The organism is Streptacidiphilus sp. EB103A (assembly GCF_041261405.1).
In the GTDB taxonomy this organism is placed as follows: domain Bacteria; phylum Actinomycetota; class Actinomycetes; order Streptomycetales; family Streptomycetaceae; genus Streptacidiphilus.
Map to the genome: position 1 here is coordinate 74,397 of NZ_JBGCAQ010000014.1, position 26,580 is coordinate 100,976.

34 protein-coding genes are annotated in these 26,580 nt (G+C 71.9%); 28 read left to right on the forward strand and 6 right to left on the reverse strand.

Features of this window, described 5'->3' with window-relative positions; all coding sequences use genetic code 11:
- Positions 1-162 precede the first annotated feature (162 nt).
- Both ABH941_RS23180 and ABH941_RS23185 read left to right on the forward strand, forming a co-directional pair.
- Positions 163-543: a hypothetical protein gene (locus ABH941_RS23180; protein ID WP_370131352.1), complete on the forward strand. Its 381-nt coding sequence runs from the start codon at positions 163-165 to the stop codon at positions 541-543.
- A gap of 143 nt (positions 544-686) precedes the next feature.
- Complete coding sequence (locus tag ABH941_RS23185; protein WP_370131353.1) at positions 687-1,172, forward strand: NUDIX domain-containing protein; 486 nt, start codon at positions 687-689, stop codon at positions 1,170-1,172.
- A gap of 128 nt (positions 1,173-1,300) precedes the next feature.
- On the opposite strand, the gene ABH941_RS23190 is transcribed toward ABH941_RS23185, so the two are convergent.
- Complete coding sequence (locus ABH941_RS23190; RefSeq protein ID WP_370131354.1) at positions 1,301-2,023, reverse strand: restriction endonuclease; 723 nt, start codon at positions 2,021-2,023, stop codon at positions 1,301-1,303.
- 558 nt (positions 2,024-2,581) lie between these two features.
- Between ABH941_RS23190 and ABH941_RS23195 the strand changes: the two genes are divergently transcribed.
- Together ABH941_RS23195 and ABH941_RS23200 are read left to right on the forward strand one after the other, a co-directional pair.
- On the forward strand, positions 2,582-3,100 hold the full coding sequence (locus ABH941_RS23195) for a hypothetical protein (protein WP_370131355.1): 519 nt from the start codon (positions 2,582-2,584) through the stop codon (positions 3,098-3,100).
- A gap of 66 nt (positions 3,101-3,166) precedes the next feature.
- On the forward strand, positions 3,167-3,547 hold the full coding sequence (locus ABH941_RS23200; protein ID WP_370131356.1) for a hypothetical protein: 381 nt from the start codon (positions 3,167-3,169) through the stop codon (positions 3,545-3,547).
- 512 nt (positions 3,548-4,059) lie between these two features.
- Here the strand turns inward: ABH941_RS23200 and ABH941_RS23205 are convergent.
- Positions 4,060-5,142 carry a hypothetical protein gene (locus ABH941_RS23205; RefSeq protein WP_370131357.1) on the reverse strand — a complete coding sequence of 361 codons (1,083 nt, stop codon included), beginning with the start codon at positions 5,140-5,142 and terminating at the stop codon, positions 4,060-4,062.
- A 322-nt stretch (positions 5,143-5,464) separates the two neighbouring features.
- Here ABH941_RS23205 and ABH941_RS23210 point away from each other — a divergent pair, with 322 nt between their 5' ends.
- Positions 5,465-6,073 carry a hypothetical protein gene (locus ABH941_RS23210; RefSeq protein ID WP_370131358.1) on the forward strand — a complete coding sequence of 203 codons (609 nt, stop codon included), beginning with the start codon at positions 5,465-5,467 and terminating at the stop codon, positions 6,071-6,073.
- A gap of 130 nt (positions 6,074-6,203) precedes the next feature.
- Here the strand turns inward: ABH941_RS23210 and ABH941_RS23215 are convergent, their stop codons facing one another.
- Positions 6,204-6,788: an XF1762 family protein gene (locus ABH941_RS23215; RefSeq protein WP_370131359.1), complete on the reverse strand. Its 585-nt coding sequence runs from the start codon at positions 6,786-6,788 to the stop codon at positions 6,204-6,206.
- 435 nt (positions 6,789-7,223) lie between these two features.
- Positions 7,224-7,616 (reverse strand): hypothetical protein, encoded by a 393-nt coding sequence (locus ABH941_RS23220; RefSeq protein WP_370131360.1) that lies wholly within the window; start codon positions 7,614-7,616, stop codon positions 7,224-7,226.
- 251 nt (positions 7,617-7,867) lie between these two features.
- On the opposite strand from ABH941_RS23220, the gene ABH941_RS23225 reads away from it, so the two are divergent.
- The 5 genes from ABH941_RS23225 (at position 7,868) to ABH941_RS23245 (ending at position 9,889) form a co-directional block, all read left to right on the forward strand.
- Positions 7,868-7,993, forward strand: a complete 126-nt coding sequence (locus tag ABH941_RS23225) for a hypothetical protein (RefSeq protein ID WP_370131361.1) — start codon at positions 7,868-7,870, stop codon at positions 7,991-7,993.
- A gap of 59 nt (positions 7,994-8,052) precedes the next feature.
- Positions 8,053-8,238, forward strand: coding sequence for a hypothetical protein (locus tag ABH941_RS23230; protein WP_370131362.1), 186 nt, complete (start codon positions 8,053-8,055; stop codon positions 8,236-8,238).
- A gap of 100 nt (positions 8,239-8,338) precedes the next feature.
- Entirely contained in the window at positions 8,339-8,758 is a 420-nt protein-coding gene (locus ABH941_RS23235) for a hypothetical protein (RefSeq protein WP_370131363.1), read from the forward strand.
- A gap of 111 nt (positions 8,759-8,869) precedes the next feature.
- Positions 8,870-9,346, forward strand: coding sequence for a hypothetical protein (locus tag ABH941_RS23240; protein WP_370131364.1), 477 nt, complete (start codon positions 8,870-8,872; stop codon positions 9,344-9,346).
- Positions 9,347-9,439: 93 nt separating this feature from the next.
- A complete protein-coding gene (locus tag ABH941_RS23245) occupies positions 9,440-9,889 on the forward strand; it encodes a hypothetical protein (RefSeq protein ID WP_370131365.1) in 450 nt (149 codons plus the stop codon).
- Between the two features lie 211 nt (positions 9,890-10,100).
- Here the strand turns inward: ABH941_RS23245 and ABH941_RS23250 are convergent, their stop codons facing one another.
- A complete protein-coding gene (locus ABH941_RS23250; RefSeq protein ID WP_370131366.1) occupies positions 10,101-10,859 on the reverse strand; it encodes a VWA domain-containing protein in 759 nt (252 codons plus the stop codon).
- Between the two features lie 96 nt (positions 10,860-10,955).
- A complete protein-coding gene (locus tag ABH941_RS23255; RefSeq protein WP_370131367.1) occupies positions 10,956-11,351 on the reverse strand; it encodes a hypothetical protein in 396 nt (131 codons plus the stop codon).
- A 547-nt stretch (positions 11,352-11,898) separates the two neighbouring features.
- Here ABH941_RS23255 and ABH941_RS23260 point away from each other — a divergent pair.
- The 18 genes from ABH941_RS23260 (at position 11,899) to ABH941_RS23345 (ending at position 26,550) form a co-directional block, all read left to right on the forward strand.
- Positions 11,899-12,522 carry a hypothetical protein gene (locus tag ABH941_RS23260; protein ID WP_370131368.1) on the forward strand — a complete coding sequence of 208 codons (624 nt, stop codon included), beginning with the start codon at positions 11,899-11,901 and terminating at the stop codon, positions 12,520-12,522.
- 290 nt (positions 12,523-12,812) lie between these two features.
- A complete protein-coding gene (locus ABH941_RS23265) occupies positions 12,813-13,061 on the forward strand; it encodes a hypothetical protein (protein WP_370131369.1) in 249 nt (82 codons plus the stop codon).
- A gap of 80 nt (positions 13,062-13,141) precedes the next feature.
- Positions 13,142-13,786, forward strand: a complete 645-nt coding sequence (locus tag ABH941_RS23270) for a hypothetical protein (protein ID WP_370131370.1) — start codon at positions 13,142-13,144, stop codon at positions 13,784-13,786.
- 137 nt (positions 13,787-13,923) lie between these two features.
- Positions 13,924-14,220 carry a hypothetical protein gene (locus ABH941_RS23275; RefSeq protein ID WP_370131371.1) on the forward strand — a complete coding sequence of 99 codons (297 nt, stop codon included), beginning with the start codon at positions 13,924-13,926 and terminating at the stop codon, positions 14,218-14,220.
- A gap of 49 nt (positions 14,221-14,269) precedes the next feature.
- A complete protein-coding gene (locus tag ABH941_RS23280) occupies positions 14,270-15,046 on the forward strand; it encodes a hypothetical protein (protein ID WP_370131372.1) in 777 nt (258 codons plus the stop codon).
- Between the two features lie 363 nt (positions 15,047-15,409).
- Complete coding sequence (locus ABH941_RS23285) at positions 15,410-17,002, forward strand: hypothetical protein (protein WP_370131373.1); 1,593 nt, start codon at positions 15,410-15,412, stop codon at positions 17,000-17,002.
- Positions 17,003-17,138: 136 nt separating this feature from the next.
- Positions 17,139-17,408 carry a hypothetical protein gene (locus ABH941_RS23290; RefSeq protein ID WP_370131374.1) on the forward strand — a complete coding sequence of 90 codons (270 nt, stop codon included), beginning with the start codon at positions 17,139-17,141 and terminating at the stop codon, positions 17,406-17,408.
- A gap of 40 nt (positions 17,409-17,448) precedes the next feature.
- Positions 17,449-17,700: a hypothetical protein gene (locus tag ABH941_RS23295; protein WP_370131375.1), complete on the forward strand. Its 252-nt coding sequence runs from the start codon at positions 17,449-17,451 to the stop codon at positions 17,698-17,700.
- 155 nt (positions 17,701-17,855) lie between these two features.
- The gene (locus tag ABH941_RS23300; protein WP_370131376.1) at positions 17,856-18,437 is read left to right on the forward strand and encodes a hypothetical protein; all 582 of its coding nucleotides are present in this window, start codon (positions 17,856-17,858) and stop codon (positions 18,435-18,437) included.
- 322 nt (positions 18,438-18,759) lie between these two features.
- Positions 18,760-19,041, forward strand: coding sequence for a hypothetical protein (locus ABH941_RS23305; RefSeq protein WP_370131377.1), 282 nt, complete (start codon positions 18,760-18,762; stop codon positions 19,039-19,041).
- Between the two features lie 42 nt (positions 19,042-19,083).
- Positions 19,084-20,490, forward strand: coding sequence for an AAA family ATPase (locus ABH941_RS23310; RefSeq protein WP_370131378.1), 1,407 nt, complete (start codon positions 19,084-19,086; stop codon positions 20,488-20,490).
- Complete coding sequence (locus ABH941_RS23315) at positions 20,487-22,292, forward strand: VWA domain-containing protein (RefSeq protein ID WP_370131379.1); 1,806 nt, start codon at positions 20,487-20,489, stop codon at positions 22,290-22,292. The genes ABH941_RS23310 and ABH941_RS23315 overlap by 4 nt, the downstream gene beginning before the upstream one ends.
- A gap of 215 nt (positions 22,293-22,507) precedes the next feature.
- On the forward strand, positions 22,508-23,050 hold the full coding sequence (locus tag ABH941_RS23320; protein ID WP_370131381.1) for a hypothetical protein: 543 nt from the start codon (positions 22,508-22,510) through the stop codon (positions 23,048-23,050).
- An 89-nt stretch (positions 23,051-23,139) separates the two neighbouring features.
- Complete coding sequence (locus tag ABH941_RS23325) at positions 23,140-23,505, forward strand: hypothetical protein (protein ID WP_370131382.1); 366 nt, start codon at positions 23,140-23,142, stop codon at positions 23,503-23,505.
- A 187-nt stretch (positions 23,506-23,692) separates the two neighbouring features.
- Positions 23,693-24,547 (forward strand): hypothetical protein, encoded by an 855-nt coding sequence (locus tag ABH941_RS23330; protein ID WP_370131383.1) that lies wholly within the window; start codon positions 23,693-23,695, stop codon positions 24,545-24,547.
- Between the two features lie 180 nt (positions 24,548-24,727).
- On the forward strand, positions 24,728-25,084 hold the full coding sequence (locus tag ABH941_RS23335; protein WP_370131384.1) for a hypothetical protein: 357 nt from the start codon (positions 24,728-24,730) through the stop codon (positions 25,082-25,084).
- A 101-nt stretch (positions 25,085-25,185) separates the two neighbouring features.
- Positions 25,186-25,740, forward strand: coding sequence for a hypothetical protein (locus tag ABH941_RS23340; protein WP_370131385.1), 555 nt, complete (start codon positions 25,186-25,188; stop codon positions 25,738-25,740).
- 309 nt (positions 25,741-26,049) lie between these two features.
- Positions 26,050-26,550: a hypothetical protein gene (locus tag ABH941_RS23345; protein ID WP_370131386.1), complete on the forward strand. Its 501-nt coding sequence runs from the start codon at positions 26,050-26,052 to the stop codon at positions 26,548-26,550.
- The last annotated feature ends 30 nt before the right edge of the window (positions 26,551-26,580 follow it).

The following is a 26,580-nucleotide window of genomic DNA, read 5'->3' on the forward strand; positions in this document are numbered from 1 at the left end:
TGGCCCTGCCTCCGGGGGCCTACGATGGCTGTCGGATCACGGTTGCTGTGCAGTGTGACGGCGATCGCAAGCACAGGGGACACGGTGGGCACGGATTCGGGAGCCAGGGTGAGCGGCCGCTCCGAAGGACGGTTGCGGAGTCCGGCCGGGGCGGCTGCTCTGATGGCCAAGGCCGCCGCGGAGCACGACGGCACCGCCTTGTGGAAGGCCATGCAGCCGCCCGAGGGGGTGGGTGATCGGCCGGGCTGGCGGCTGGAGACGGTGCGCGAGCAGGCGGACATGCTCGCGACCGCGTACCGCCTTCCCGATGACGTCGGCCGCCACCGGATCGAGCAGACTGTCGAGCTCCCTCAGCTGGCCGATGTGCGAATGCGGGCCCTTGCCGTCGATCTGCTGTTCGAGGCCCGCCGTACAGGCTCCTGGTCTGCCTCGCCCGTCGAGGAAGCCTTGATCGATGTCCTGCAGCACCCCGAGTTGCGTCTGGCGTTGCCGACCATGCTGGCCATGGCCATTGCCCAGGCGAGCCAGGGGCGGTCGGTGTGACCTGTGGCGGCGTGTCTCGGCCCCTCGTGTGGTTCGCGCGGCGTCGCCGCTTGCAGTGGCTGGTGGTCTCGCTTGTTGCCGCGACGGGTTTCGCCGAGCCGAGCGCGGAATCCGATCGGACCCCATGGAGTCGGAGCAGCCTCGTGATCGAGCCCGTCATTCGCAACTCCGCCAAGGCTGTTGTCGTCCACGCGGGCCGCGTCCTGTTGCAGCAGACCGAGTGGGGAGGCCAGAGCGTACGCTTCCTGCCCGGCGGCGGGCAGCATCCTGGTGAACCGTTGGCGCGGACCGTTGTCCGTGAGGTGCTGGAGGAGACCGGGTTGACGGTCCGGGTCGAGCGGTTGTTGTGGCTGCGCGAATTCGTGAACCGCCCCTGGGGGAGCAACGGCGCGAGCCCGCCGGCCACCCACAGGGTCGAGGCGATCTTCCTCTGCCTGCCTGTTGGCGAGCCCGGCGCCCTCGGCGGCCCTCTGCCCGACGAGTTCCAGACCGGGCTGGAGTGGGTGCCGCTGGAGGCCGCTTCCTGGCCCGGCACCAAGCTGCTGCCGATCGCCGTCCGCGATCGGATCGCCGCCCTGGCCCACAGCGTGCCGGGCTGGCCTGACCCGTACCTCGGGGACACGCCGTGATCCCGGGTGGTCGCCTCGCCTGTTCGCCCGATCGCGCGGTTGGCCGACGGGCCGTCCGGGCTTGGGCGGCTTCGGTTCAGCGGTGACGGCGTTCGGTCCTCTGGCGGCTTGGTCGGGCCGGGGCGACGTCAGGTGCGACGTGCGTGGTCGGCGAGTTGGTCGGCGAGGACGGAGTAGAGGTCTTCGCCGTGGGCCCAGCGTTTGAGTTCCGGGCGTCCGACCAGGGCGATGTTCTGGCTTGCGGCGAAGTCGACGGCGGGTTGGCTGAAGCCGTTCAGGCCGACGACGACGGCGAAGTCGGCCCGGTGAACAGGTCGGGCGGTGCCGTTGAAGGTCTGGAGGGCTGGGGAGCCGACGCGTTGCTTGTATCGCTTGCACTGGAGGATGAGCTTTCTGCCCTGCTCGTCGTAGGCCTCGACGTCCGCGCCCAGGTCTCCGCTGCCACCGATGCGTCGGGCGTGGTGGAAGCCGTCTCGGATGAGAAGGTCGGCGCACATGTGCTCGAACGCGGTCGGTGACATCAGCTCCATCTGGCGCATGCGGTAGGTGAGCCGGTAGGGCAGCGTGTCCGCCTCTTGGGGTCTGTCGTACTCGTACTCCTCCGGGAGGGAGTCGAGGTAGCCTCCGGCGTACCACCAGCGCAGCGTGAGGCCGACCAGGAGCAGCAGGGCGGCGGCGATCAGGCCGCACCACCAGGGGTGTCCGTTGATCCATGGCCAGACGGTGGTGTTGAACCAGTGCGGCACATCAACGGTGATCCAGGTCCAGAGGATCTTCGCGAGAGCGAGGAACAGGATGCCGAGCAGGATCGCTTTGAGCGTCGGGTCCAGTGAGCCGTCTTCGTCCAACACTGTTGTCCCCCTGGTGAGCTCGAGTTGTCGTTGGTGCGCTGCAGGCTGAAGCGGTTGGCGTCAGTTCTCGGTCTAGCAGGGGGTGCCGACAGGAGCGGCGGGAAGCCGCGGGTGCCGGTTGGGGCTGCGCCGGTATCCGGCCACAGGATGCGGGGGGCTGGGTCTGGGGCCGGGCAACCGGATCTGAGCTGGGAAGTCTTGGCGTCGAGCCCGGGCGGAAGGGAGGTCGACGCGTTCGGGGCCGCCGAGCCGCGGTATCCACTGCGGCGTCTACCTGCGGTTCGGTTCGCCGGCTGCCGGCACGGGAGGGGTCGAACTTGGCGGAACTCTGACATGAGCCGAGGTGTCGTCTTGTTGGCGGTCGGCGCGGGGCGGGGCGGGGCTGCAGGGGGTTTCCGAGTGGGCGCCCTGGGCGGCGCCCGACCGTACTCCTCGATCCTCGGCGCGAACGGCTGGACGGCTCGCATGAGTTGCCCGGGCCTGCCGGAGGAGAACCTTGCCAAGTGATTGAATTTACTGTAGATTAATACTTGTAACGTCGAGCGCCCCGGAGGCCCCGTGAACACTCTGCCCCTGACCGATGTCCAGCTCAGCGCCGTCGCGCGGACCATGCTCAGCCTGGGCATGATGCACTTCGTCGAGCAGCCGCCCGCACCGCAGCCGATCGCCGGCCGTGAAGCCGAGTCGCGGCTGGCAGAGCTCGGGGCGCCCAACATCGTCTTGGACGACGAGCTGCGCGCCTTCGTCAAGGCGCGCGAGGCGTTCCTCGCCTGGCACCCGAATCAGCCTGTCTCGATCAGCGCCCACAAGTTGGAAGCGCCCGAATGGCTGATCACCGCGAAGGAGGCAACCGCCGCCCTGGCAGTCCTGGACCGCGTCCAGGCGAAGGTCCTGCGGTCGGTGCTGAACATGAACTTCGCCCCTGGCGAGGTGGACCGGGAGACCTGGGACGACTGGATCAAGGTCCTGCAGGGCAGCGGCCACTCCGGCTTCCCGATCCACATCCGCGACTCCGCCGACCCCGAGACCTTCACCGTCGCCGAACTCCTCCTGGACCGCGACTACCTGAACCTGTAACCGCTCCCCGGGCGGGGAGCCCTCCCCGCCCGGGGACTCGCTGTCCCCCTAAGAAGGAGATCTGCTTTGACCTACCCCACCGCCCCGTTGTCCTCGGACACAGCCCGCTACGCGGTGAACCAGTTGGGCCGCGACTACTTCGCCGTCCGCGACCTGGTCACCGAATGCGACGTCGCCGTGCGGAGCAGCCGCGCGGCCGCCGAGGCCCGCCTCGCCGAACTGCAGACCGCCGCGGCCCCGCTCCCGGACGCCTTGACCCGTGTCCTGACGGATGCAAGAGACTGCGGGGAGACCATCGTGTGCGAGGCCATCGGCGAGGACATGGGCCGGACCCTGCTCTACCTGCCCCGGCACCTCGGCGACGACCTGCCGTGGGTGATCGCGTGCACGACCCGCCGTTACGCCAGTCACCAGTGCAGCATCCGCGCGATCAACAGCAGCGACTAACTCCATCCTCGGCCGCCGCGCTGCGGCGCGCGGGGCGAGCGCGGTTTCCCGGACCGTCGCCACGACGTGCCGCCTTCGGAGGTAGGTCCTCGAAGGCGGCCGCGCGTTGTCCACCTCGTCGGCCAGGACGCCCCTCCGCCTGCGGTGCCGGCGGCGGAAGCGATGGACACGACGGGGGCGGTCGAGAGCAGCAGGCGGGCTGAGGACGATCGCCCGCCCGGGCGGTGGGGCTGCCGAGTTGGCGGTCCCGGCCGTGGACGTGGAGCCCGTCGGGGGGAACGCTCGGTCTGATGTCGTGCCTGCCGCAGGGCCGGCCGCCTTGGCGGGTTCCGTTGTCGGGGAATGACGAAAGCCCCGGCGGCGGCCAGGGCTTCGTGAAAGCAGACCTCCGCGGGGGAGGACTACACGATCGAGTTTAGGGGTGAAGCGGATTGACAGCTACGGAATTTGAGAGCCGCGCCCCTGCTCGCCCCGGCGGCAGGCGGACGTCTTGGTACTCGCCGGCACCCCGTTCACGGCGCGTGGGCCCCGCCCCTCGCCTCTGTTCGGCCCGCCCCGGCCAGCTCGCGCGTGAAGTACTCGGCCGCCAACTGCTCCAGCCCCTGGTACACCTGGGTCGCCCGCTCACTCCGGGCGCTGCCGAAAGCAGCCCTGTCGGCGGTCACCAGAGCCAGCCAGTGGCGCGGCTCGGGCTTGCCGCGCTCCAGGGCCCGGAGCGCGAAGAGCAGGTTCCGCTGTTCCTTGGCCTTCAACGTGCCGGCCACCGGTGTGACCAGTCGGTGCGCTCGCATTCTCAGTTCCGGCTGCAGCTGGGCCGGGATCCCGGCCCACACCGGGTGTGTCACGTCCGGCACGGGAAGTCCGGCCAGGACGCCGGTGGAGGCCGTACTCGCGTGGGACGGTTCCGCATCCGCTCGGGCCCCGGCCGCGGGGCGGGTACTCGGCCGCGCAGCGCTAGCCGGCGCGGTTGCGGCCCCGTCGAGGTCGGGCAGCACCTGCTGCTGCGCCGTGATCGTCGACGGTGCCGATCGGCCGGGCCCGGACCGCGGCGAAGGCGCGCTCCCGACTCCGGCTCGCTTGCCCTTCGCGGCTGTGCGGCGCCCGACCGGTTCGTCCGGGATCGCGGCGGCGTCCCGAGCGCCGTCACCCGCCGGCGGGCTCGCCTGGCCCTGCGCTGTTCCCGGGACGGACACGGCGGTGACTTGATCCGGTGCCGGGAAGTGGCTCGCTTCCTGCCCCGCGTGTCCATCCGGATTCGCGGCCGGGCTTGGACTGGTCTGCGGATTTCCTCCCGGACAGCCGCGCTTGATGTGTGTGGCCAGCGAGGCCGGCGCTCCCGCGTACGGACAGGTGTCGCACCGCTGCCAGCCGGCTTCCTGTACCGCTGCTTGGACGACCGACTGCTGTGGTCCGTAGCCAGCTGCCGACAGGCGCTGGGCCAGCGTGGCTCCGTCCACCGCGCGCAGCGCCGCCGCGGCGATGATGTCGTGGCCTCGCGCGAAGAAGCGGCCGATCTCCACGTCCGCTCCGCAGCCGCAGAAGCACAACCCGGTGGGGACTAGCCGTTCTTGGGGGGTTGGCGTGCTGGTCGTCATGGCGCCGAACCTACCGCCCATCCGGGCCGCGGCCCACATCGGCAAGTCGTCGCGGGCACAGACCACTCAGATGCCAGTTCGAGCAACGCCGTCATGTGGCTCTCCGGGGTCGGGGCGGGGACGGCGACGACCTCGGATCCGTCCGACCTTCGTGCTCATCGCGGCCTCCACCCGAGGAACCGACGGCGGGGGGCGGCTGGCGGGCCGTCAGGGACGGCGGCGGGAGCAACTTGCCCATCTGTTGAATATAATGTAGATTAATACATAGAGTCGTTGCGGGGGCCCACCCGGGTCCCGCCCTACTACCCGCTTGGGAGTCCCCGTGTTCAGCCTCGATGATCCCACCCCCACGGCCGAACCGGTCACCGATTCCCGCGCCCTGGGCCTGACGGCCGTTACTCCGGACGGCACCAGTGGAACGGTCCGCCTGGTCTACCGCGTCGACGCACTGGACGTGGCCCTCCTGACCTGCCGCAAGCCCGACACCGGCGCATGGACCATATACACCGAGCCGCTGGACCTGCTCGCCGTCGACGGCCGTCCGGCTCGCGTGCCCGAGTTCGCCGCCCGGCGCGACGAACTGTGCGATCTGGAGTTCTCCGTCCTGCAGGGCAAGGCCAGTGAGCAGGACGTCGAACGCTACAAGGAGGCGCGAAGCTTCTGCACCCCCTACCTGAATGCTGCTCCGGAACTGCACTGGGCCCTGATCGAGCAGGTCAAGGCCGGTGACCGCGTGCTGTATCCGCTCCAGGACCTGCACGGCACCGTCGTGGACCCTGACACGGTCCCCGGACTGGGCCTGCGGACGCAGATGCTCGTCCGCCTGGACCAGCGGCACCTGGACGAGGACCGGCTGCTGCGTGAGCAGAACCCGGACGGCCTCGCGCTGCTGCCCACCCCGTTCCTGATACCCACCCTCGGCCTGCTGTGACCGGCAGGCCCCGGCACTCGGCCGCCGGGGCCCTGCCGCACCGGAACGGTGCAGCCCACAGCAGCGCTGGCACCGCGCGGCCGTGCCAACGGCCCTCGCGGGAGCAGCCGCCGTCCTGCCCCCTTGCGGGTCAGCCGACACCCTGCTGCGCTGCCTTGCAGCACGCTGCGGGTCGGCCGCGTCCGATCGGGGCGCTGGCACCACAGTGCGGGCACGGGGCTGCCAGGAGCAGATCGCTGCTGACCGGTAGCAGCACCGCGTTCGACCGGGTCCGCTCCCACATGGTTCGGCTCAGACCGTCGGTGCCCCGGTCCAGCCGCGGGCGCGACGGCGTGCTCCACCCTGCCCGTGGGCGCAGCTCGGCGACGTTCCGCCAACCGGCACCGCGCAGGCTGGCCCCGGACTCCCCGCTCTGGGTGTAGGTGATCGCACGACGGAATCCGCACGCCGCGGCCACCCGCCAACAGCCGCCCAGGAGGGCCGAATTGGCGTTCGGCGTGCCATCAGTGGCGACGCGCGTTACCTCCACGGTCCAGCCGTCGTCCAGGGCGCGGGCCACTGGTCGGCCGATGATGGCAGCGCCGCGCAGGATGCCGTCGGCATCGACGACACCCAGGCTGTAGCGGTGCCCCTGGGGTCGCCGGTGATGGCGGTGGAGGCGGTCGACGACGATGCAGGCTTGAGCGAATGTCAGCGGGATCACGGTCAGTGCCATGCTGTGGTCCTCGGTGCCGGCTGCGCCGGAGCGGCAGCGTTCCGCTGGGCTGCGGTTGGCCGTGGTGGGTCCGTGGTGAGCATGGCTCCAGGTTGTCGGCGGACGCCTGTGGACAGGCCCCGCACGGCCGCGTCCGGGTGTCAGTCCGACGGGGGTGCACTGGCTCGTCCTCGCTGCTTGCGCGGCGCCGGGCCGCCCCGTGGCCGCCGTCGGCCGGCGCAGGCTTTCGGTTCGGTGTCGGGCCGCGGCCAGAATCCTCGAGAGTCGCGGTGTTCCGCGCCCCACCCCTCCGTGATGAGGCTCCGCGATTCACCGTCCCGGCAGGGCGCTCGGTGCGGTGGGGTGGCCGTGGCGGGCGGCAGCAGCGTGCGCGCGGGCGGGCGGGCGGGCGGGCGGGCGGGCGGGGCCGTGTCACCCCCGCCCGCCGGTGGCGGCTCAGGCTGCCAGCCCCAGGGCGGCGGTGCGCCGGTAGGTGCGCGCCCCGCCCGCCAGCGCCGGGTCCTCGGCGCGGTAGACGAACACGGGCACCCAGTAGTCGGTGCTCCGGTGACGCACCCAGGCCCGCTGCGGGTCGGTGTTGTTGTGCGCGGCCCGGTAGTGGGTGGCGACCTCGCGGCCGAACCAACTGCGGTACCCGTCGAGGAAGTCGTCCCCGACGCCGCGCTCCACGAGCCAGCTCTCCGTGGTCGTCGCCGCTCCGCTGTCCAGAGCAGCCTGCACGCGGCCGTTGAGGACGCGGAACCCGGCATCCGGAAGCACTGCGTTGAGCAGACGGACGTGCAGGGGAAGCGCCTTGACGGGAAGACCTGCGGGAGCGGTACGAAGCACGGGAGCCTCCATGAGATCGGGGGTGGGGGGTTCCTCACCCCCAACACGTATTAATATACATCCTTTTCTACTTGTGGTCAACATCATCACGCCCCTCAGATTCGGCATTTCGACTCACCTCACATGGGGCAACTCCCTTGACGGGGAGTTGAATATGATGTAGATTAATATCTATAGCCATCGCGTGCCAACCCTGAGACGAGGAACCCGTGAAGCGACAGACCCCCGCCCCGGCAGGCAACCGAGCCCGCGTGACCGCGGTTCAGGAGCGCCGCCGGTCCGCCGCGAGCGGCTTCCACGCTCCCGGCCCCCGCCGCAAGCGCGACCGCAGCGCCGCCCGCCGGGCCGAGATCCAGTTTTCGACCCGGGCGAACTGACCGACCCCCGACCCAAGTCGGGCGGGCCGGCCCCATCCGCCTCGCCCCGAAGGGAAGTCATGCCACCACACCGGGAAGAACCCCGACCGCTTCCACTCCCCCCGTTCACGCCCGCGGACTTCGAGGACCCCTGCGAGGACTGCGGAGCCCTGGCCGGGACCTACTGCTCCCCGGACTGCGACTCCGGCTACAGCGCGGAGGACGCCAGGGCGCAGGCCCTGCGCCGCGACCAGAACGGCCGTTGAACCGGACCCGCGGCGGCAGGCCCGGCACGACCCCGAGCACAACACCATCCCCCAGCACGCCCCCGGGCCGGCCAGCCACCCCTGGCAGCAAGGAGCTCCATTGATCTACGTTCCCGACGTCTACCTCGGCGCCACCGTTCCCGCTGACATCCGCGAACTGTGGTGGCGGTGGGAGGGGGTCCGCTGGCGCGAGATGGCGTACTCGGCCACCAACAAGCTCTTCCCGCCCGACCAGCGTTTCGGCGTGGTCCCGGCCGACGGCATGTGCGCTCTCCACATCCGGTTCTGGCGGGACTACCGCGACATGATGTTCAATCCGGTGACCGGCGACCGCTGGCCGGGGACCCCCGGGTCGCCCTTCCTCTACGTGGGCCACAACATGGAGCGCCTGCGCGAGGAGCGCCGCCGCGAGTGGGACGAGAAGGCCTCGGCGCAGATGCGGCAGATCGAGACGATCTGCCTGTCGGGGCGTTCACCGCAGTGCGCCGGCGACCGCACAAGCCCCAGAGCGGGCAGCTGACCCGGCCTGATGCGCAATTTCACCGGTCCAGGGATTGCCAAAGGCTCTAATTTCATGTATATTAATACATGAAGGGGCTGGAGTCGCCGCCCCCGCCCCGGAGGTCGCCCCTTGCCCCTTTTCGCTGTTCGCGCCCAGCTCACCACTGTCCTGTACGTCGACGCCGCCTCCCCCGCCGCAGCCGTCCAGGAAGTCCGCGAAAACGCGGGCGGCGAGTTCGACCTGCAGAGCACCACCGGCTTCGGAGCGCAGCTCAAGGCCGCGTCGCTCGCCGACTCCCGACACCTGTACCCCCGGGTCCTGGACGTGGACGGAGAGGATACCTCCACGCTGCACCTGAGGTGGGTCGCCCTGGTCGGAGGCGACGACGCGATCGGAGTCTTCGCTCTCGCCGACGGAACCCCCCTCGCCTCCATCCACAACGACGGGCTCCTGGGCACGGGAAAGCTGTGGTCGGTCATCTCCGCCCAGGGCGAGATCCTCGCCCTGGGCGTCCACCACGGCACGGCCCTGCGTCGGTTCTTCGAGGCGACCGCCCTTCCGGAGAGCTACGGCATCAGCCGCCCCCACCACCACGCCGCCGCGTAGTCCCGACCGCCTCGAACCACCCCTACCCGCGGTGCGTGCGTCAACTTCGCCGCGCGCACCGCCCCCTTGACGCGCCATGAGAGAAGGACGCCCTTGCCCAAGCAGAAACTCGGCTTCAACTTCCCCTTCCGGGGCGAGCGAGCCAACAGCGGCCCCGCTCAGAGCACTGCCGCCTACCACCGGCCCTACGTCTACGGTGCCAGCGACCCGGCCACTCGGCCGGTGGTCGACGATGAGCGCTACTTCCCCACCCCTGAGCCGGGTGAGCCCAACGACCCGCCCTCCACCAACCTCCCCGCCACAGTCCTGCCCCCGACCGATGCCGACGAGGTGGACCGTTCGATGCTGCTCATTGCCCGTCGTGGCGGCAAGTCCTCTTCCCGGCGCCAGCGGCGGTTCCCCACCACGGTGGAGGGGCAGCTCGCCGTCCCGCGCTGGGCAGCGGCGGGCTTCGACAGCTTCTGGGTGGAGTTCGGCTCCTCCGGACTCGTGCACTGCGACCTGGGACCGGACGGCACCCTGGTTCCCCGCGATACGCGGTGACGTCGACCCGCGCACGACGGTGACCCCCGGCAGCCTCTCGGTATGCGGGGCACCGGGGAATCGCGGCGGATCGGGTCCGGGTTCGGCCGCGCACCGGTCGGCGCCACAGGGCCACAGGCCGTTGCCTGTATCGCCCGGCCGGGTGGCGGTGTCCGAACAGCCCGCAGGGCCCGCAGCCGGATCGGCTGCGGGCCCTGCGGGCTGTTATGGCTCAGGCGACGATGCCCTGCTCGCGTGCGGCGCGCAGCCACTGCGGGTACTCGCCGAGCAGCAGCCGGTACAGCGCGTCGTCCGTCATGGCCTTCGGGTTCGCGCCGGCCGCGAAGAACCCGGCGTTGTCGATGACGCGCTGCTGCGGGACGGGCATCTCGTCCAGGCTCCGCAGGAAGGTGAAGGGGTCCTCGCCGAATCCGACGAACTGCCAGAAGATGGGCAGCCTCGACGACGACTTGATCAGCGCGGTGGTGGCGGCCCGGTCGGTGGGGGCGCCGTCGGTCAGGAAGGCCACGAACGCCGGGTCGGTGCTCCCGGATGCCTGGTAGTGCTCGATCACGGCCTTCATCGCGTCCGCGTAGTTCGTGGTCCCCATGTGGCCGAGGCCCTCGTGGATGGCCTCGATGCGGCCCTTGTAGTTGTCCAGGGAGACGTCGAACGTCTTCTTGCGGCGCAGGGCCCCGTGGGTGTGGACTTCGGTCGAGAAGAAGACGACGGGCACCACTCCGTCGTCGTCCAGGTGGGCGGCCAGTCCCAGCGTCTGCTCGGCGAACCTCTGGAGTGAACCGTCCCGGTAGAAGGGGCGCGTGGAGCCGGACCGGTCCAGTACGAGGTAGACCGGCCCGCGCTCACCGATCAGGTCCCTGTCCTTCAGTACGACCTCTGCCGACTTGTAGAGGTTGATGAGGTGGGGTGCGGCTACGGCGAGCTGGTCCACGCTCAGCGCGGAGGTCTTGGTCAGGTTGATCTCGCTCATGGCGTCTCCAATGATCAGGGGTGGTTCTCCCGCCGGCGGTGTTCTGCCGGCGGTCGGCTCGACTGTGGCCGGTTGGGCCTGTGGACAGTGGGGCGGTCAGCTGCGCGGCAGCTCGGGGCCGAACTCGGCGACCAGCGCGGCGAGGGGCACGCGCCGCCAGGCCAGGGAGCCTCGGGGGTTGCGGAAGGCCTCGTCGTAGTGCTCCGGGTCGCGCCCGGCGGAGGGGTAGTGCTCGATCACGCGGACGCCGTCGTGGGGCCACAGGGCCTGGATCGCCTGGTGGACCTGGTGGACGGCGTTGGTCACGCTCATGCCGGGCCCCTGCTCGGTGACGATGCAGGTGACGTGGCCCGGGCCGGTGCGGAACGCGCGGAGCGATCGCACCGCTGCCCCGGTCGCGGCCTGGTAGGTGAGGCGGTCGTGTTCGAGTACCCGGGGCCAGGGGCCGCCGGAGTTCCGGCCCGTCGTCTGCGCGGTGTTGCGGGGTGGCACGCGGGGTCCTCCAGTTGTCGGGTGCGGTCCAGCCGGCGCGGTGCTGGGTCCGCGCGAAGGCGGATCGGTGTTCCGAGGTGGGTACGGGGAGCGCTGGCCTGGCACAGGTCGCCACCGGGGTGTTCCTCGGCCCGCCCGCATCGCACGGGCCGATCGGAGGGTGGGGACGTACTGCTCGCCGCGCTCGTGCTCGGCGCAGGTGCGGAGGGCCGTCGCATGGCGAGCCCGGCGGCGGCAGGGTGGTCGCGGGCGAAGTCCAGGGCGTGCCCGGGAGGGGCGGGCCCCTCCCGGCGGGGGGACGCCGGAAGGGGCCGCTTGGGTCTCCAGCACCCGGGGGAGGCACGGAGGAGCACCGACTCAATCGGTGACACTTATAGTGTATCAATGCTTCTATCTCAGAACAACTTATAAGCGCGCTTGCCGGGATTCAGCCTCGCCCGCCGCGTCCGGACCCCGAGGGGCTTCCGTGTGATCCCGTCAGAACATCGACCTTGCCCACGTCTTGAAAACAGTGTAGATTAATACTATCCAATCCAGGGAGTTGCCCTTGCGAACTACCCGTACAGCCCTGCAGTTCGCCCGCCTGCTGGCCACCGCCCTCGGTCCTCAGTGGAAGGCCGAGTCCGCGGGCTCGACGCGCCGCGCGCACGTGGAGTCAGCCGACGCGGCGCTCGAAGCGAGGGTTGACCCCGAGACCCGGGCCGTCACGGTCTCACTCATCTCCACCTGGGGCAGCCGGGCCGAGCCGGACGAGATCCCTGCCGCCGTCACCGCCACGATGGACGACCCGGCTGCCACCGCACGGGCCGCGGCTGAACGGATCGTGGCACCGTGGCAGGCCCTGGCGGCCGTCCGCTCCGGGCGCGTCGAGGCGATCCGCGAGGCCGGCGCCGAGTTCGCCGTCAGGGCGGCCGCCCATTGCGGCCCCAGCGCGACGGTGTCCCACGGGAGCATGCCCGGCATCGCGCAGGTCCGCTGGGACGCCGGGGCCCTCCACCTGCACACCGACCGGGCCGGCGAGATCTACGGCTACGAACTGACGCTGCGTGACCTGGACGCCCCCACCATCCTGCGCGTACTGCAGGCGGCCCAGGGTCCCGCCGCACTTCGACCCGATCCGCTCGAAAGCAACCCAACCAACGCCCCCGGCCGAACCGCCGACCACCGGTAGGACCCCGGAGCAGCCCGCGTCCGTTTGCGCCCACCCCGATTCGACCTGCCGGCAAAACCTGCCCGGCCTGCCCCGCGGTGGGCTGCGCCGCGGGCTGATCGGCGGAGAGCACCGGGGAGGCGGGGTACTCGACAGGCCGCGCACCACCGGCCCGGAGGGCACTCCCCCGGGGGCGGCGACCCCGGGCCGGCCGGTTGAGCAGCGGCCCGCTGACGGCTTCAGCCGTTGACAAGCATTTAAATTAGCTGTAGATTAATACTTGTTGGCGCAGTCGGAGCATAGGAGTAGCCATGACCCCCACGAACGACACCCGGGCCCGTCGTCTTGCCGTGATCGCCGCACTGGTGGCGTACATGGACCGCACTGACGTCGAGACCCTGGTCGAGCAGCTGGCGCCGACCCGCGCCCACGACTCCCTGAAGGCCGACCCGCGCGCGCTGGCCGATGTGCTTCGCCGGAGCGACGCCGACAGCCCGGCGGCGGTGCTGCTGAGCGGCTACGACATCGCCCGCAAGGTCTTCGGTGCGGCGTTCCTCTGATCCCTCGGCACTGCTCGCTTGTTCTGTATCCCCTGAGCGATCTGAACCAGATCCGCCGCAGCCCGAAGGAGGCCGAGCCCATGGCACCGCTAGCGAGTGACGACGTTGACCCCTATGCGCACTTCACCCAACACCGGCTCCGCCCCGTCCCCGACTCTCCCTGGCTCGGCCAGACCGTCCGCGGCCCCTACCGCAGCCGATCCACCGTCGAACGCGTCTACACCACACCCTTCGGCGTGGATGTCGCCCTCTGCGTCAACCGGGCGAGTGGCTTCGACACGCTCCGACTGGAGGTCACCGACATGCTCTCCACTGCCGAGCGCCCCGCCGCCCAGCGCACGGCATACCTCCGCAACTACCGTCGGCTCCTCAGCCTCTACGGCACCCTCAACGAGGGGAAGGCGACCGGGCGGACGCACCTTGCCATCGAGCGCCGGGCAGCCTTCTACGAGCAGTTCTGCAACGCCAAGATCTACATGGAAGCCGTGCTCCTCGAACACGTCCAGGCTGGCGACCACGTGGTGAACGGCCAGGGCATCCAGATGACCGTGACCGATCCGGAATCCGCGAAAGACGAGCTCCGGGGCTGGCGCACCCACATGCGGGTCGAACTCACCCCCCAGTTCCACCGCTTCGCCAGCACGTGGGGCTGGGCCGAGGGCCAGCACACCTGGCACATTCGCCACGACGGGTGGGGCCTGCTTCCCACCCTCGGCCTCATCTGATCGCCCCGCAACAGATCCGGACCAACTCACCGGGAGTTGGCGTTGCCGAGCGGCTCCGACATCGGGCGCAAGGCCTTCGGCGCGGTGTCCCTCTGATTCTCCGGTTTTGTTCCGCATCCATCTGAAGGAGCCTGCCCTTGACCGACGCCCCCCACCTGCTTCCTCTTCTTCCGCCGCTGCCGGACCCGGTGGGCACCGACAACGGCTATGACTGGATCGAGCTGCTGGTCCTGAGCGGTTGGCGCGAGGTCGCCGGTCTGGGCGGCGGGCTCCTCGGGGACTGGCCCGAGGAGGTCGTGGCCGTGCACAGCGACCGCCGGCGCGGGGTGTACGGGCTCGCCGTCTACCTGTGCGGTGACATCACGATCCGCGCCTTCGCCGATCCGGGCAGCCGCCTCGCCGCCGCACGCGGGCACCTGCGCCCCGACAGTTGACCATCCATCCGCTCCACGCCCCTGTTCGCCGTCTCGAAGGGAACCGCCCTTGACCATCTCCGTCTCACCGTCCGTCCTGCTGCCCCCTGTTCCCGATACCAGCGCGGACGAGTGCGGAGACGACTGGATCGACCGGCTCCCGGGTACCGGGTGGACCGAGATCGCCCTGTTGAGCGATGTCCACGTCGGTCTGTGGCCGTTCGAGGTGGTGGCGCTGCACACCGATGCGGAGCGCGATCGCTACGGCCTGGCGGTGTACCGGATGCACGACGCCAGCGTCGAGGTCCGCGCCTTCCCCGACGCGCGCGCCCGCAACACGGCCCTGCTGGCCTACGCCAGTCCGCAGGGGGCGGACCCGCTGCGCGGCGACGACGGCCAGGGTTCGGCGGACAGGACCAACGCCGCGGTCCGCTGGCGGCGGCCTCAGTTCCGGGGACGCGAGGGCGAGCTGGTCCACCTGGCCCAGGCCGCGCGGCTGGTGGGCGTCAGCCGCGCGGCGGTCTCGCAGTGGGCCAAGCGCCACGACGCCTTCCCGGAACTGGCGCTGGAGGCGGGCTCGCCCGCCCGACCGACGAAGTTCGTGGTCCGCGAGGAGTTCCTGGCGTTCGCCCGTGTGCAGTTGGCGCCGGACTCCCGGCGCACCGGGCCGCGTTCCCCCAACCGGCCCGCGGCGGTCGTCGCCGCCGAGCAGCTGGCCACGCTGCAGCGCCGGATCGAACGCCTGGCGGCCAGGCGTCAGGCCCTCGCCGTCCAACTCCGCGCCACGGACGGACTGCTGCGTGCCGCACAGCGCGAGCTGAAGGATGCCGCCGACCAGTGGGCCTAGGTCCGATCGCCCCGGTGATCGAGAGGTCCGCCCGCACGCGGGCACATCCGCTTCGGGGTTCGACTCCCCGCGGCGGAACGCAGGGGGAAGTCGCGGGTTCAAGTCCCGCCACCGGTCCCATCGGGCACCGGTGTAGCTCAGCTTGGCAGAGCGCCCCCGGGTAGGGGCCGGCGAGTCGCGGGGAGACCACGCGCCGCGCGCCGGCCCCTGTTTCATCCCGTAGCCGAGGGGACCAGGGCACCGCAGAGCCACGGTCCCACCCCCACCGGATTACCGCGCGCCGCCGCGCACATCCACCGCACCCCACCTGGCCGGCCATCGAACGTCCCGGCCAACCGACTCTTGATCGAATGGAGGGCACCGATGCCCAGGAGTACGACGACCGCAAACGGTTCCGCTGACGGCTCGCTGCCGCAGGTCACCCGCTCCATGGCCATGCGGACCGTGAACTCAGGCGCTCCCGAACTGATCTCAGCCGATCGGGCCGCGGCCGAGATCGAGGGCGCACGGTCGGCCGGGAGGCACGCGGTGTCCGTGATGAGGCAGGACCGGCACGGGTGCGCCACCATCGCCTACCGCGACACCCGGGGGCTGGTGGAGCTGCGCCCGGCCACCGGCGCCGAGGCGGCGCGGGGCGTGGCCGAGCAGCGGTTCGCCCGCGGTGAGGCGGTTGTGGTGCGGGCGGTGCACTACGACCCGGTGACGCGCCGGCACACGGTCCAGCGCGGCTTCCTGGGCACGGTGGTCGGGGTTGTGTCGGGGCGCTACCGGGTCGCGGACCTCGGTGCCGGCGCGGTCGGGGAGTACTCGGAGCGCGAGGTCCTGGCGGAGGCCGCATGGCCGGGGGTGGTGGTTCCCGGGACGCAGTGGGTGGGCTTCGAGGAGCTGGCGGTGGGCGATGTTCTGGTGCGGGGGCCCGGTGGTGAGCAGCGGGCGCTGGTGCTGCGTCCGGCTGAGGACTACGTCGACTTCTTCGGGCGGCCGATGCGGCGGCTGTGGTGCCAGGACCGTGACGATGCGGCACGGTGCGGCTGGGTGCCGTTCGGGCCCGGTGGGGTGACGCGCCGTCTGGTGCCCCGGCGAGGGGCGCGGGAGGGTCTGCCGGTGCAGGGGCAGGTGTCGGCGTGCTCGGTGTGCTGGTCGCCGATCCTGTGGCTGTTCGAGGGGCCGGAGGCGGAGTCGGGCGGTACGCGGGGTCGGTGGGTGGACCAGCACGGGTGCGGCACCTGTCCGGCGGTCAGTGGGGACGCGAGGACGTTCCCTCACCTGCCAGCCTATCAGGAGCCCGACCCGTTGGAGCGACGGTGTGCGGCGGCGGCCGAGGCGGAGTTCGGTCGGATCATGGACGCGGTGGCCGTCGAGGACAGCAACCTGGTCCTGGCCGCGCTGCTGCAGCGTGCCTGCGACCTCGCGCCGGCCCTTGGGGCGGACGCTCCCGGGGGCGAGGCGCTGCGGGCGGCCCTGCACGCGGCGGCGGGCACCAGCCACCTGGTGACCGGTGCCGCGCTGGCGGTCCTGGTGGCGCGTCTGTGGCTGGACGGAACGGTCTGCGGGGACCGGCGGGCGGCGGTGGCGGGCGCGGCGGTGGCGGATTTCGGCGTCGAGGCGGTGCGGTCGGCGGTGGCCGCCGCCCGCGAGGGCGGTGTGGCTCTGGCCGTCCTGCCCGAGGGATGGCCGTGGCGGACCAGTGCGCGCGGTTTCGGGGTCGCCGGGGTGTTTTTCACCGCGCCCTTCGGTGAGCCGGTGCGGGCCGTGTGGGTCGAGGGTGGCCGCGAGGACGAGACGGGTCTGAGCTGGCGGCGCGTGCGCGAGGTCCGGTCGCGGCGCAACGGCCAGCTGGAGCAGCTGGCCCGGGTGCTGGCGGCGGCCGGCTGGACGGTGAGCGTCGAGGTGAGCGCGGCCGCCCGAACCCGCCGCGTGGTGGCTCTGCTGGCGGCTCCGCCCCGGCTGCGGTGACCGGGCCGGGGATCGCCCGGAGCGCCGCCGTGGTCAGGGCGACCCCCTTGCCCAGGAGTTGAAATTAGTGTAGATTAATACTTGTTGGGGCGGTGAGCAGGCCCTCCCCGGCACCAACTCACCCCTGGAGGCCCCCGTGACCGTCATCGACATGCGCCCGCTGGCCCCCCTCCAGGACACCACCGAGCTGGACGAGTTCGACCTCATCGAGTGCGACCGCTGCGGACTGCTCTCGGTCCACCTGGACGACGACGACCAGGGCCACGAGAACGCCGCCGACGAGGGCTGGCACATCTTCAACCGCGACGAGTGCCACTGCCCGCTGCTGTGCGGCGACTGCGCCCACGACTGGTGCGAGGCCGCAGACAACTCCCCCCGCCTGATCGGCATGCGGGTCGTGGGCTGAACGCGCCCCCCGCACCCCACCCCCCTTGGAGGACCCACGCATGAGCGACACCGCCGACTACCGCCGCGACCGCATCCGCGCCCTGCTCGCCGACGCGCCCCGCGAGCGGCTCGTCGAGGCACTGAGCGAGATCCTGGACGTGACGACCACCGCGATGACCCCGATCAGCTACGACTCCTACGGGATCGGCGGCTGGCGCTCCGACGACCTCGTACGCGCCGAGTTCGACGCCCGCACCGGTGTCGCCGAGGACGTGGACGCCGCGATCCTCATCGCCCTGACCGGTCCGTGAGCGGACCCCCTGCAGCACCCCGCAGGCCCCATCCCCCGCACCGGCCCCGGACCGGGCGGCGGGATGCCTGCTCCGCCCGAACCGCCGCGCCCCACGGGAGATCCCGCCGCACCCGGCAGCCCCGCCCGTCCAGCGCCGTCCCCGGAGGTACCGCCGTGTCCGACAGTCACGCCCCCGCCGTCCTGGCGCAGTTCGACTTCAGCCGCCCCACCGTCGGACTCGAGGTCGCGGTGATCATCTGGTGGGATCCGGCCGCCGGCCGCCTGCTCCAGCAGACCGCGCGCGGCTGCGCGTGCTGCTGCGACGCCGTCGCGGACAGCGACCCGCTCGACGCCGACCCCGTCACCCCCGACGAACTCGCGGAACTCCTGCGGCAACGGGACCTGAGCACCGCGGATGAGGAGCAGCCGCCGCAGTACCGGCGCGAGCGCCGCCACCGTGCACGCATCACCGTGCAGGCCGCGAGGGAGCTGCTGGCCGGGGCGTCAGCGCCGTCCAGCGCACGGACGCGAGCCCTGGTGCGGGCCGCCGCGCAGCCCGGCCACGTCATCCACCCGCTCGGCGTGACGGAGGCCGACGTCCTCATCCTGGAGACCCTGGGTCTGGCCGCCGTCCTCGACGGCTGCGGCCACGCCCCGGGCACCCCGGACCCCCGGCTCGCCCATCAGGGGCACCTGCACGTGCTGCGCCTCACCGAGGCCGGCCTGGCCCTGGCCACGGCGGCAGCACTGCGATAGCCGGCCGCCCCTTGGGCCCCGGCCGGGACGGGATCACCGCTGGCCTCCGGGACCGCGATCCGGCTGCCGGATGGTGATGAGCCCGACCCCCGCAGAGTGACGCTTATAACTTGTTAATCTGCATGTTTTCCTGTAGATTAATACTTGTTGGCGAGGCCGGAACCGGCCCCCGGCGCGGGGCGGTCCGAGCGCCCGCACCTACCTTCTGCGGACTGGAGCCCCAGCTATGAGCTGCCCTTCTGCCTCTGTGAGCCCCTTCCACCTTCCGCACCTCCACTGCGCGTGGGTCCGCCGGATCGCGTTGACGACCGTGGTGCCCCCCTTGCTGTTCGGCACCGTTCCCGCGATGGCCGCGATGGCCCTGTTCATGCTCGCGGTTGTCGGCGGGCTGTGGCTCCTGAACCTGCGCAGCGCCGCCACCGGGTACCGGCGTCGCACCACAGCCGTGGTCCTGGACGCGCTGGTGTGGTTCGCCGCGACCGGCGTACTGGCGGCCTGCACCGCCGTTCCGCAGGGCTCCGGGCCGCACCTGGGCACGCTCGCCCTGGCTGCCGCCTTCACCGCGCTGACGCAGCTGCACCGGCTGGCCCACCCCCGCCGCTGAACCCGGCACCGACCCCTCACCCCTCGAACACCAGGAGCGACCTTGGCCAACCAGAACACCGACGTGGAAGTCCACGGCTGGGAGCTGTACAACTCGAAGGGCAACAGCCAGAAGTACTACTGCTTCCTGGTCATCGGCGGAGCCGACCCCGCCTTCCTGGGCGTGCACGGCCGCGTCAACGACTCCGGCAACAGCACCCCGAAGCCGGACAGGAGTCTCCAGCTGGCGGCGACCGCCGCGCTGAGGCTGTCCAGGACCAAGGAACGCGAGGGGTACGAGGAGCAGACCCGCGAGTTCACCTCCTTCACCGTCCCGGCCGAATTGGTCACCACGGCCGCCCTGTCCGGTAGCGCCCGGGAGCTGCTGCGCCGGTTCCGGGACGCGGCCGGCGACTCCGTTGCCCAGCCCTTCCGCTCCCCCACCACGGCCGCGCCCGCGCCGCACACCGACAGCGTCAAGCCGCTGCTGGACGGCGCCCTCGCCACCCCTCCCCCGGCGCCCCCCACGCCGCCCTCCGGCTCCTGGCCGCTCCCTCCGGCGGGCCCGGCCCCGCTGGGACCGCAGCTGCGCCCCAACGGGCAGATGTACTTCCCGCGGCGCATCGGACACCTGGAGGACCTCGCGTTCCTGCGCGACGCCCGTGACCAGAATGTCGCGACCCTGCTCACCGGGCCGCCCGGAACCGGCAAGACTGCCATGATCGAGGCGGCTTTCGCGATGGACGCCACCGCCGGTCACAGCGGCCTGGAGACGCTGGTCGGCACGGGGGACACCACCGAGCACGACTTCCTGGGCACCTTCGTGCAGAACCCCCTGACCACCAGCTTCGACTGGGTGCCCGGACCGCTGCTGCGTTCCGTGCAGAACGACGTCCCGCTGTTCGTCGACGAGATCGCCCTGATCCCGCCCACCGCACTGTCGCTGCTGTACCCGCTGATGGACGGGCGCGGCGAGCTGACGGTCACCGTGAACCCCTCCCTGCCGCCGGTGAAGGTGGGCAAGAACTGGTGCCTGGTGGCCGCCTGCAACCCCGACGTTCCCGGCGCGCACATGAGCGAGGCCCTGCTGTCGCGGTTCGCCAACCACGTCCAGGTGACCACGGACTGGGACCTGGCCGCCGACCTCGGCGTGCCCACCAACCTGATCACGTTCGCGCGGAACCTGGAGACCAGGAAGTTCCCGCCCCCGATCGTGCAGCCCAAGCGGGGCGGCGGCACCGAGACCATCGCCCAGCCGAGCTCCTACTCCGGTTTCATTCCGCAATTCCGCGAGGCTCTGGCGTTCGCCGCGCAGATCAACCGCTACGGTCTGGAGTTCGCCCTGGCCGGGCTGCTGCGCAGGTGCCCCGAGGCCGACCGCGCCGAGTTCGCCGAGGCGCTGGCGATGAAGTACCCGGAACTGCCCGAGCCGATGCAGCTGGGCGCGCGGCTGCCGCAGGTCAGCCCGTGAGCACGCCAGCGGACCAGGAGTCCGCCGTACCCGCCGTCGACCCGGTGCTGGACCGCGCCCGCCGAGCCCTGGCCTGGCGGCTGGGGGGGATCGTCAACAAGCTCGCGGATCGCGACGACGTCCTTCTCGACATGACCTGGGCCCCGGAGCAGGAGAAGATCGCCTGGTTCGTCCCGGCGCTGGCCAGGGTCACCATCAACGGCAGCATCGCCCTGGAACAGGGCGTCCACCCCGACCAGGTCGACCCGCTCATTGAATCGGGCCGCCTGCGCCACCCCGTCGTGGTGGGCCTGTGCGGGCACGAGGCCGCCCACGCCCGGTGCACCCGCTGGGCCGACTGGGAACCGGGCGCGGGCCGAGCCGCCGTGCGAGCGGCGGTGATGCTGGAGGAACCGCGGATCGAGGGCCGCCACCTCGCGCAACGCCCCGGGGACCGGGTGTTCCTGCGGGCCTCCGCCGCGAACATCGTCCTGCCCCGCTCCAAGGACGCCTCGCAGCTCGCCGACCGATGGGCGGCGGCCACCGCCTCCGCGCTCGTGCTGGCCCGGGTGGACGCTGGCGTGCTCACCGACAAGGAGGCCGCGCCGGTACGGGCGCTGATCAACCAGTCCCTGGGGCGCGGCGACGCGACCCGTCTGCGCAACCTGGGCCGCAAGGCCCTGGCACTGGCCGACGGGGACCAGGCCGGCCTGCTGGAACTGGCCCGCCGCTGGGTGGAGATCATCGGAGCCGACCAGGACGAGGACCTGCCCGGCACCGGCTGCGCCGCCGGTGACCCGGACAACCCCGAGCCCTCCGGCCCCGGCTCCCCGGGCCCCGGCGGCACGACGGCCGGATCCGACCCGCTGCGGGAGGCGCTCACCCGCCTGACCGAGTCGGTGTCGGTGGACGCCCGGATCGAGACCGGCGCGCTGCCGGACCCGGCCGACGTCGCACGCCAGCAGCAGGCGGCAGCCCGTCAGGCCCGCGAGCGGGCAGCAGAGTCGGCCGCCCGGGACCTGGCGCGGGACTCGGCCCGGAGCGTCTTCGCCGCCCCGACCGAGGCACGCCAGGCCCCCACGTCCCCGGTGGTGGGCGAACGTGCCCCGACCTCGGCCGAGCGGGCCGGGGCACGGCGGCTGGGCGAGGCCCTGCTGCGGGCCCAGTTCCGCGCCCCGGTCCACGTCAACCGCCGCTCGGCGCTGCCGCCGGGACGCCTGATGGGCCGCGAGGCGATGTTCGGCGCGGCGCAGCGCGCCCTGGGGATGCCGGTGACGGCGCGGCCCTACCGGCACCGGGTGCGGCAGGTCAGCACCGAGCCGCCGGTGGTGGTCGGGGTCGCGGTCGACGTCTCGGGTTCGATGAAGCCCTACACCGAGCAGATCGCCTCGGTCGCGTGGATGTTCGCGCACGCGGCTCGGGAGACCGGGGGCCGGGCGGCCACGGTCGCGTTCGGCACGGCGGTCACCCCGATCGTCTCGCCGGACCGGCCGCCCGCGACCGTGACGCGGTTCCTGGCGAACGACGGCAACCACCGGTTCACGCAAGCGGCCGCGGCCTTGGACGGCGGCCTGGGACTGGCCACGGGATCCGGGGCGCGGATTTTGGTCATTGTTTCGGACGGATTCTGGGAGCCGTCCGAGCTCGCCTCCGGCGAGCAGTTGGTCAAGCGGTTGGTCCGCTCCGGGGCGGAGGTGGTCTGGATCTGCCTGAACCCGAGCACGGACGTGCTTCCCGGAGCGCGGAGGCTCGACGTCACCTCCGTGGCGGAGATCCCGGCGGCGCTGGGTGCCGTGCTGGTGAGCGCCCTGCGCAGGGTCTGAGGCGGGGCGCGGCGGGGCTCGTGGCCGAGGGCCGCCGGTCCCGCCCGCGGCCGCCCCGGTGCGCGCCGGCCGACTGCTCGGGCCGCGTGGCGAGGCCCCTTGCCCAAGTGTTGAATATGATGTAGATTAATACCTGCAATCGCAGTCCTGGACTACAGCCGGGCAGTGCGGCCGGGCCTCGCCCGCAACCCGATCCCCCGCGAACGGAGCCACCGATGGCCTACGACGACGAGCAGACGTCCTATCAGGTCGACACCCGCGCCCTGGCCCTCGACAGCGGCGAGACCTTCCGCGAGCTGCGCGCTGGCCGCCTCCTTCGGACCGCGGGCGATCTGCCCGGCATCCCCGCCGGCTACTTCAGCGTGGGCCACCACCAGCCGGAGCCGGACGGCTGCTGCCGGCCCCTTGAGCAGGCCGACCCCGCGACGGTGGACGCCCTGCTCGCCTCCGGGGAGACGATCCCCACCGCCACCGTCGCCCCGGCATGGACCGAGCCGCGGCCGCGGATGCTGCGCGGCCTGCGCCTGGGCGAGCTGCGCGCCCTGCTCGCCGCCACCGACCTGCCCGACGACGCCCTGGTCGTCCTGGCCCCCTCCGGCCACCCCGAGGACAGCACCCCCCTGGGCAGCCTGCACCCCATCCTCTACAGCCCCGACACCACTTGCGCGGGCAACTTCGGCGGCTACTACGACCTCAACGAGCTCGACCGGGCCCCGGCGAACGCCGCCGTCGCCCTCCAGCTGTGGGCCGAGAGCTGACCCGACCCGCGCGCCCACCGGGCCGCACCGCCCCGACGACACCCACCGGATCCGACCAGCGGACCGGACAGACCCACGGAGGCACCCGCATGCAGCACCGCCGCACCCTGACCTGGGACACCATCGCCCCGCGCACCCGCGTCGTCTTCACCCCCGCCGACGGAGCCGCGATCACCGCGCGGATCGACGAGATCGGACCGCTCGGCGAGGGCTTCAACGTCCGCCCCACCGGCGGGACCTACCAGTGGGTCAGCCGCGCCGACGTCGAGGCGGGCCGCGTCGTGCGGGCCCCCTCCCAGGTCCACAGCGCCGCCTACCACCGCGCCGAGCGCGACCACCCCCACCAGGAGGGCGACCACTGGGTCGCCGCATGCAAGGCCTGCGACTGGGAGACCGAGCCCCAGAAGGCCAAGGCCGCCGCCGAGTACGCGTTCGCGACCGGCCACCGCCGGTAGGGCACGCTCTCCGCACCTGCCACTGCCACCACAGGGCCCCGCCGGCTCCCCGGCCGGATGACCTCCGCCGACACGAGGCCACCCCGGGCGTCGACACGGAAGCCCATTGACCAGATCCATCAAAGCATGTAGATTAATAAGTTAATCGGGTGCCTCGGCCCCTTCCCTCCCTCCCCTGGAGTCCGCCGTGCAGGAAATCGCCGCAACGTCCGCCCTGGTCCCGGTCGAGGACTCCCCCTGGCTGGGTCGCCTCGCCCGCGACCTGCGCGGCGACCGGGGCATCGTGCGCCGCGTCTACCAGGTCCCCGGTGCCGTGGTGGCCGTCCTGGTTCCGGAGTGGGCAGGCCGGCCGGGCATGCCGTTCGTGGAACTCTGCGACCTGCTGCGCCTGCCGGGCCGCGCGCCGGAGGACATCCAGTACTTCCGCTGGGACCGGGGCGTGGCCCGCCTTGTGACGAAGGCACACGGCGGCACGATCTCCGCGCGCGGCCGCCACCGGCTGCAGGAGCTGACCGCGCTGATGCAGCCCGTCTACGACCTGCGCTCCATGGTCCGCTACACCCTCGCCGCCGCCCTGCGTCCCGGCGACACCGTCGCGGCCGAGGCCCGCGGAGGCCGGGCCACCGTCGTGTCCGTCAGCGACGACGGGATCGACCTGTGCTTCCACGACCGCCCGGACACCGAGGTGCGCCTGCCCCAGCTGATCCGCATCCGCTTCGAGGACGGAACCGAGACCGAGATGCCCGCCTCGATGCTCATGCCGTACTACGGCACCGTCGAGGCTCCCGCCACCCCACGCGAAGACCGCTCCGCCGAGGAGAGCGACTCCGCTGTGGCCACCCCCGAGCCGGTCTCCACGGCGGCGGACCGATTCGTCGCCCAGCAGCGCGGCTGGGCGGACTGGGCGGTGTACGACACGGCGTGGGAGCGGGACGTCTACGACACCCACGACCGCGACGACGCGGACCGCGAGGCCGCCGTCCGCAACCGGCAGGCCCTGGTCGCAGGGCCGGGCGCCGCCAAGGCGGGCGCGGGCAGCTGAGTTCCGCCCGCTCGGCAACCGGGCCCGATCACCGGGCCCGCGGGACTCGGCGGTACGGCCGGGCGCAGTACGCGCTCCGGCGCCTCGGACCCAGCCGGCCACGGGGTATCGGCGCGCCGCCGGCAGCGCCCTGGCCATCCAACCATTGATCAGCCATCAGCCCGACCCCGAGGAGGACGGATGCAAGCCCTGAAGTACACGCCCGAGGTGGTCTACATCGTCGAGCACCGCGATCTCGAGGCATTCATCGCCGAGCGGTACGGCCTGCCCTACGACCTGACCGCCGACCTCGAGTCGGTCAACGGGTCCGAGCACCTGGTCCGGGCCCATGTCAGCCACCGGGCCTGGGACCGCCCCTACGAGGACGACGGGGCGCAGCTGGTAGAGCAGCCAGGGCCGGAGCCGTCGTGGTCGCGGCGGGTGGCGGCCTGGGCCGCCGGTCAGGGGGCGGCGCCGCCGGTGCGGATGCTGCTCAGCGACTTGGCCTGGCGCGGAGTCCTGCCGCACGGCGCGTACCTGGTCACGGTGTCGTGGTGAGGCTTCCGCATGTCCCGAGTGACACTTATAACTTGTCAAAGACATGAAACACATGTACCTTAATACTTGAACCTGTCGAACCGAGCAGAGGTGGACCCGCCGTGACCACGACCGTGAGCAATGCCGCCCTGCCGCAGCCGATGCGGTTCTTCACCGGCGACAAGGTGCGCCACCTGCCCAGCAACACCACCTGGCACCGCCAGGTGGACGGACGCTGGGCCCAGGTCATCGACATCGGGTCCCCGTTCGCCGACAGCGACGCGCGGGCGGCTCTCGCCACTGGGTCCCGTCACCTGGACGGCACCCCCGACGACCAGGGACCGGGGGTGATGTTCCTGCCCCGCATACCCGCGGTCGGCGCGACGCTGCCCGGTGCCGCGCTGAGCGCACGCGAGGTGGACGAGATCGTCCTGAGGCCCGCTCCGTTCGCGCTGGCCTACGAGGCCGGACTCCTCCCCCGCGAGCTGCCCGGCACCAGCGCGCTGGACCTGGACGAACTGGTGATGCCGGTGGCCCAGGTGCGCCGGCTGCTGGCCCGGGAGCTCAAGGACCCGGACGCCACCGCCTCCTTCCACCGCATTTCGGGCCGGGTGTTCCTGCGCACCCGCACCGCCACCGGCCGCAAGACCTTCATCTACGTCCTGACCGCTCCCTGACCCTGCGGCCCCGCCAGCACCGCACCGCCGGAACGGCGAGGGACCCATGGGCTGCGGCCACACCTTCGCCGTCACGCCCAACGACGCCCGGTTCCGCGCGCTTCGCCTTCAACTGCTCCTCGACAGCGCCGTGATCATCCAGTACGTGGAGCGCATCGCCCTGCTCGAGTCGAGCTCGCCGGCGGCACCGGCTTCCACGAACCCTCCGCGCTCTTCACCGGGCGACTGTGCGCCGCCGGACCCATCGCGGCCCGGTCCGCGACCGACCGCCCGTGCCCCGACACGCCATCACCACCGAAGGACACCACGATGACGACGACCGCCACGCTCACCGGCGCCACCCTTCAGCTCGACCTCGAGAACGCACCCGAGGTCGAGCACCGCCCCAGCGTCATGCTCGCCCCCAACCAGGCCGAGATCATCTACGCCCCCGACCGTCACGGCGCCCTCGCCGTGACGGTGACCCTCAACGGCCGCACCCGCCGCAAGGACGGCCTCCTGGGCGAGCAGCCGCGCTGGGTCCGCTACCAGCCCGGCCACCTGCGAGCCGAATGGGTCCAGAAGCTGGTAAACGACAACGTCCCGGACATCCTGCGCGCCGCCCTGGAGGCCGGAGCCGACGGACAGCGCAGCCAGGCCGCACGGCGCACCGCCCTGCAGGACGCCCAGGAGTGCACCTGCGTCGTGAGCTGCGCCGATGACCCGGCCACCGCCTGCAGCCACTCCGGCGTCCTGCACGTCCACCCCGCCGGCCCGGTAGGCACCTTCGGCCCCTGCCCCGTCCACCCGGACGCCCCCGGCGACCTGTAGGCCACACCAAGCGCAGCCGATCCCACCCCA

Bases quoted from the DNA above. Each gene is read 5' to 3' on its own strand.
- ABH941_RS23295 (WP_370131375.1), top strand. From the start codon at position 17,449: ATGAGCGACACCGCCGACTACCGCCGCGACCGCATCCGCGCCCTGCTC.
- ABH941_RS23215 (WP_370131359.1), bottom strand. From the start codon at position 6,788: ATGGCACTGACCGTGATCCCGCTGACATTCGCTCAAGCCTGCATCGTC.
- ABH941_RS23180 (WP_370131352.1), top strand. From the start codon at position 163: ATGGCCAAGGCCGCCGCGGAGCACGACGGCACCGCCTTGTGGAAGGCC.
- ABH941_RS23320 (WP_370131381.1), top strand. From the start codon at position 22,508: ATGGCCTACGACGACGAGCAGACGTCCTATCAGGTCGACACCCGCGCC.
- ABH941_RS23270 (WP_370131370.1), top strand. From the start codon at position 13,142: ATGGCACCGCTAGCGAGTGACGACGTTGACCCCTATGCGCACTTCACC.
- ABH941_RS23285 (WP_370131373.1), top strand. From the start codon at position 15,410: ATGCCCAGGAGTACGACGACCGCAAACGGTTCCGCTGACGGCTCGCTG.
- ABH941_RS23325 (WP_370131382.1), top strand. From the start codon at position 23,140: ATGCAGCACCGCCGCACCCTGACCTGGGACACCATCGCCCCGCGCACC.
- ABH941_RS23250 (WP_370131366.1), bottom strand. From the start codon at position 10,859: ATGAGCGAGATCAACCTGACCAAGACCTCCGCGCTGAGCGTGGACCAG.
- ABH941_RS23205 (WP_370131357.1), bottom strand. From the start codon at position 5,142: ATGACGACCAGCACGCCAACCCCCCAAGAACGGCTAGTCCCCACCGGG.
- ABH941_RS23265 (WP_370131369.1), top strand. From the start codon at position 12,813: ATGACCCCCACGAACGACACCCGGGCCCGTCGTCTTGCCGTGATCGCC.
- ABH941_RS23335 (WP_370131384.1), top strand. From the start codon at position 24,728: ATGCAAGCCCTGAAGTACACGCCCGAGGTGGTCTACATCGTCGAGCAC.
- ABH941_RS23345 (WP_370131386.1), top strand. From the start codon at position 26,050: ATGACGACGACCGCCACGCTCACCGGCGCCACCCTTCAGCTCGACCTC.
- ABH941_RS23230 (WP_370131362.1), top strand. From the start codon at position 8,053: ATGCCACCACACCGGGAAGAACCCCGACCGCTTCCACTCCCCCCGTTC.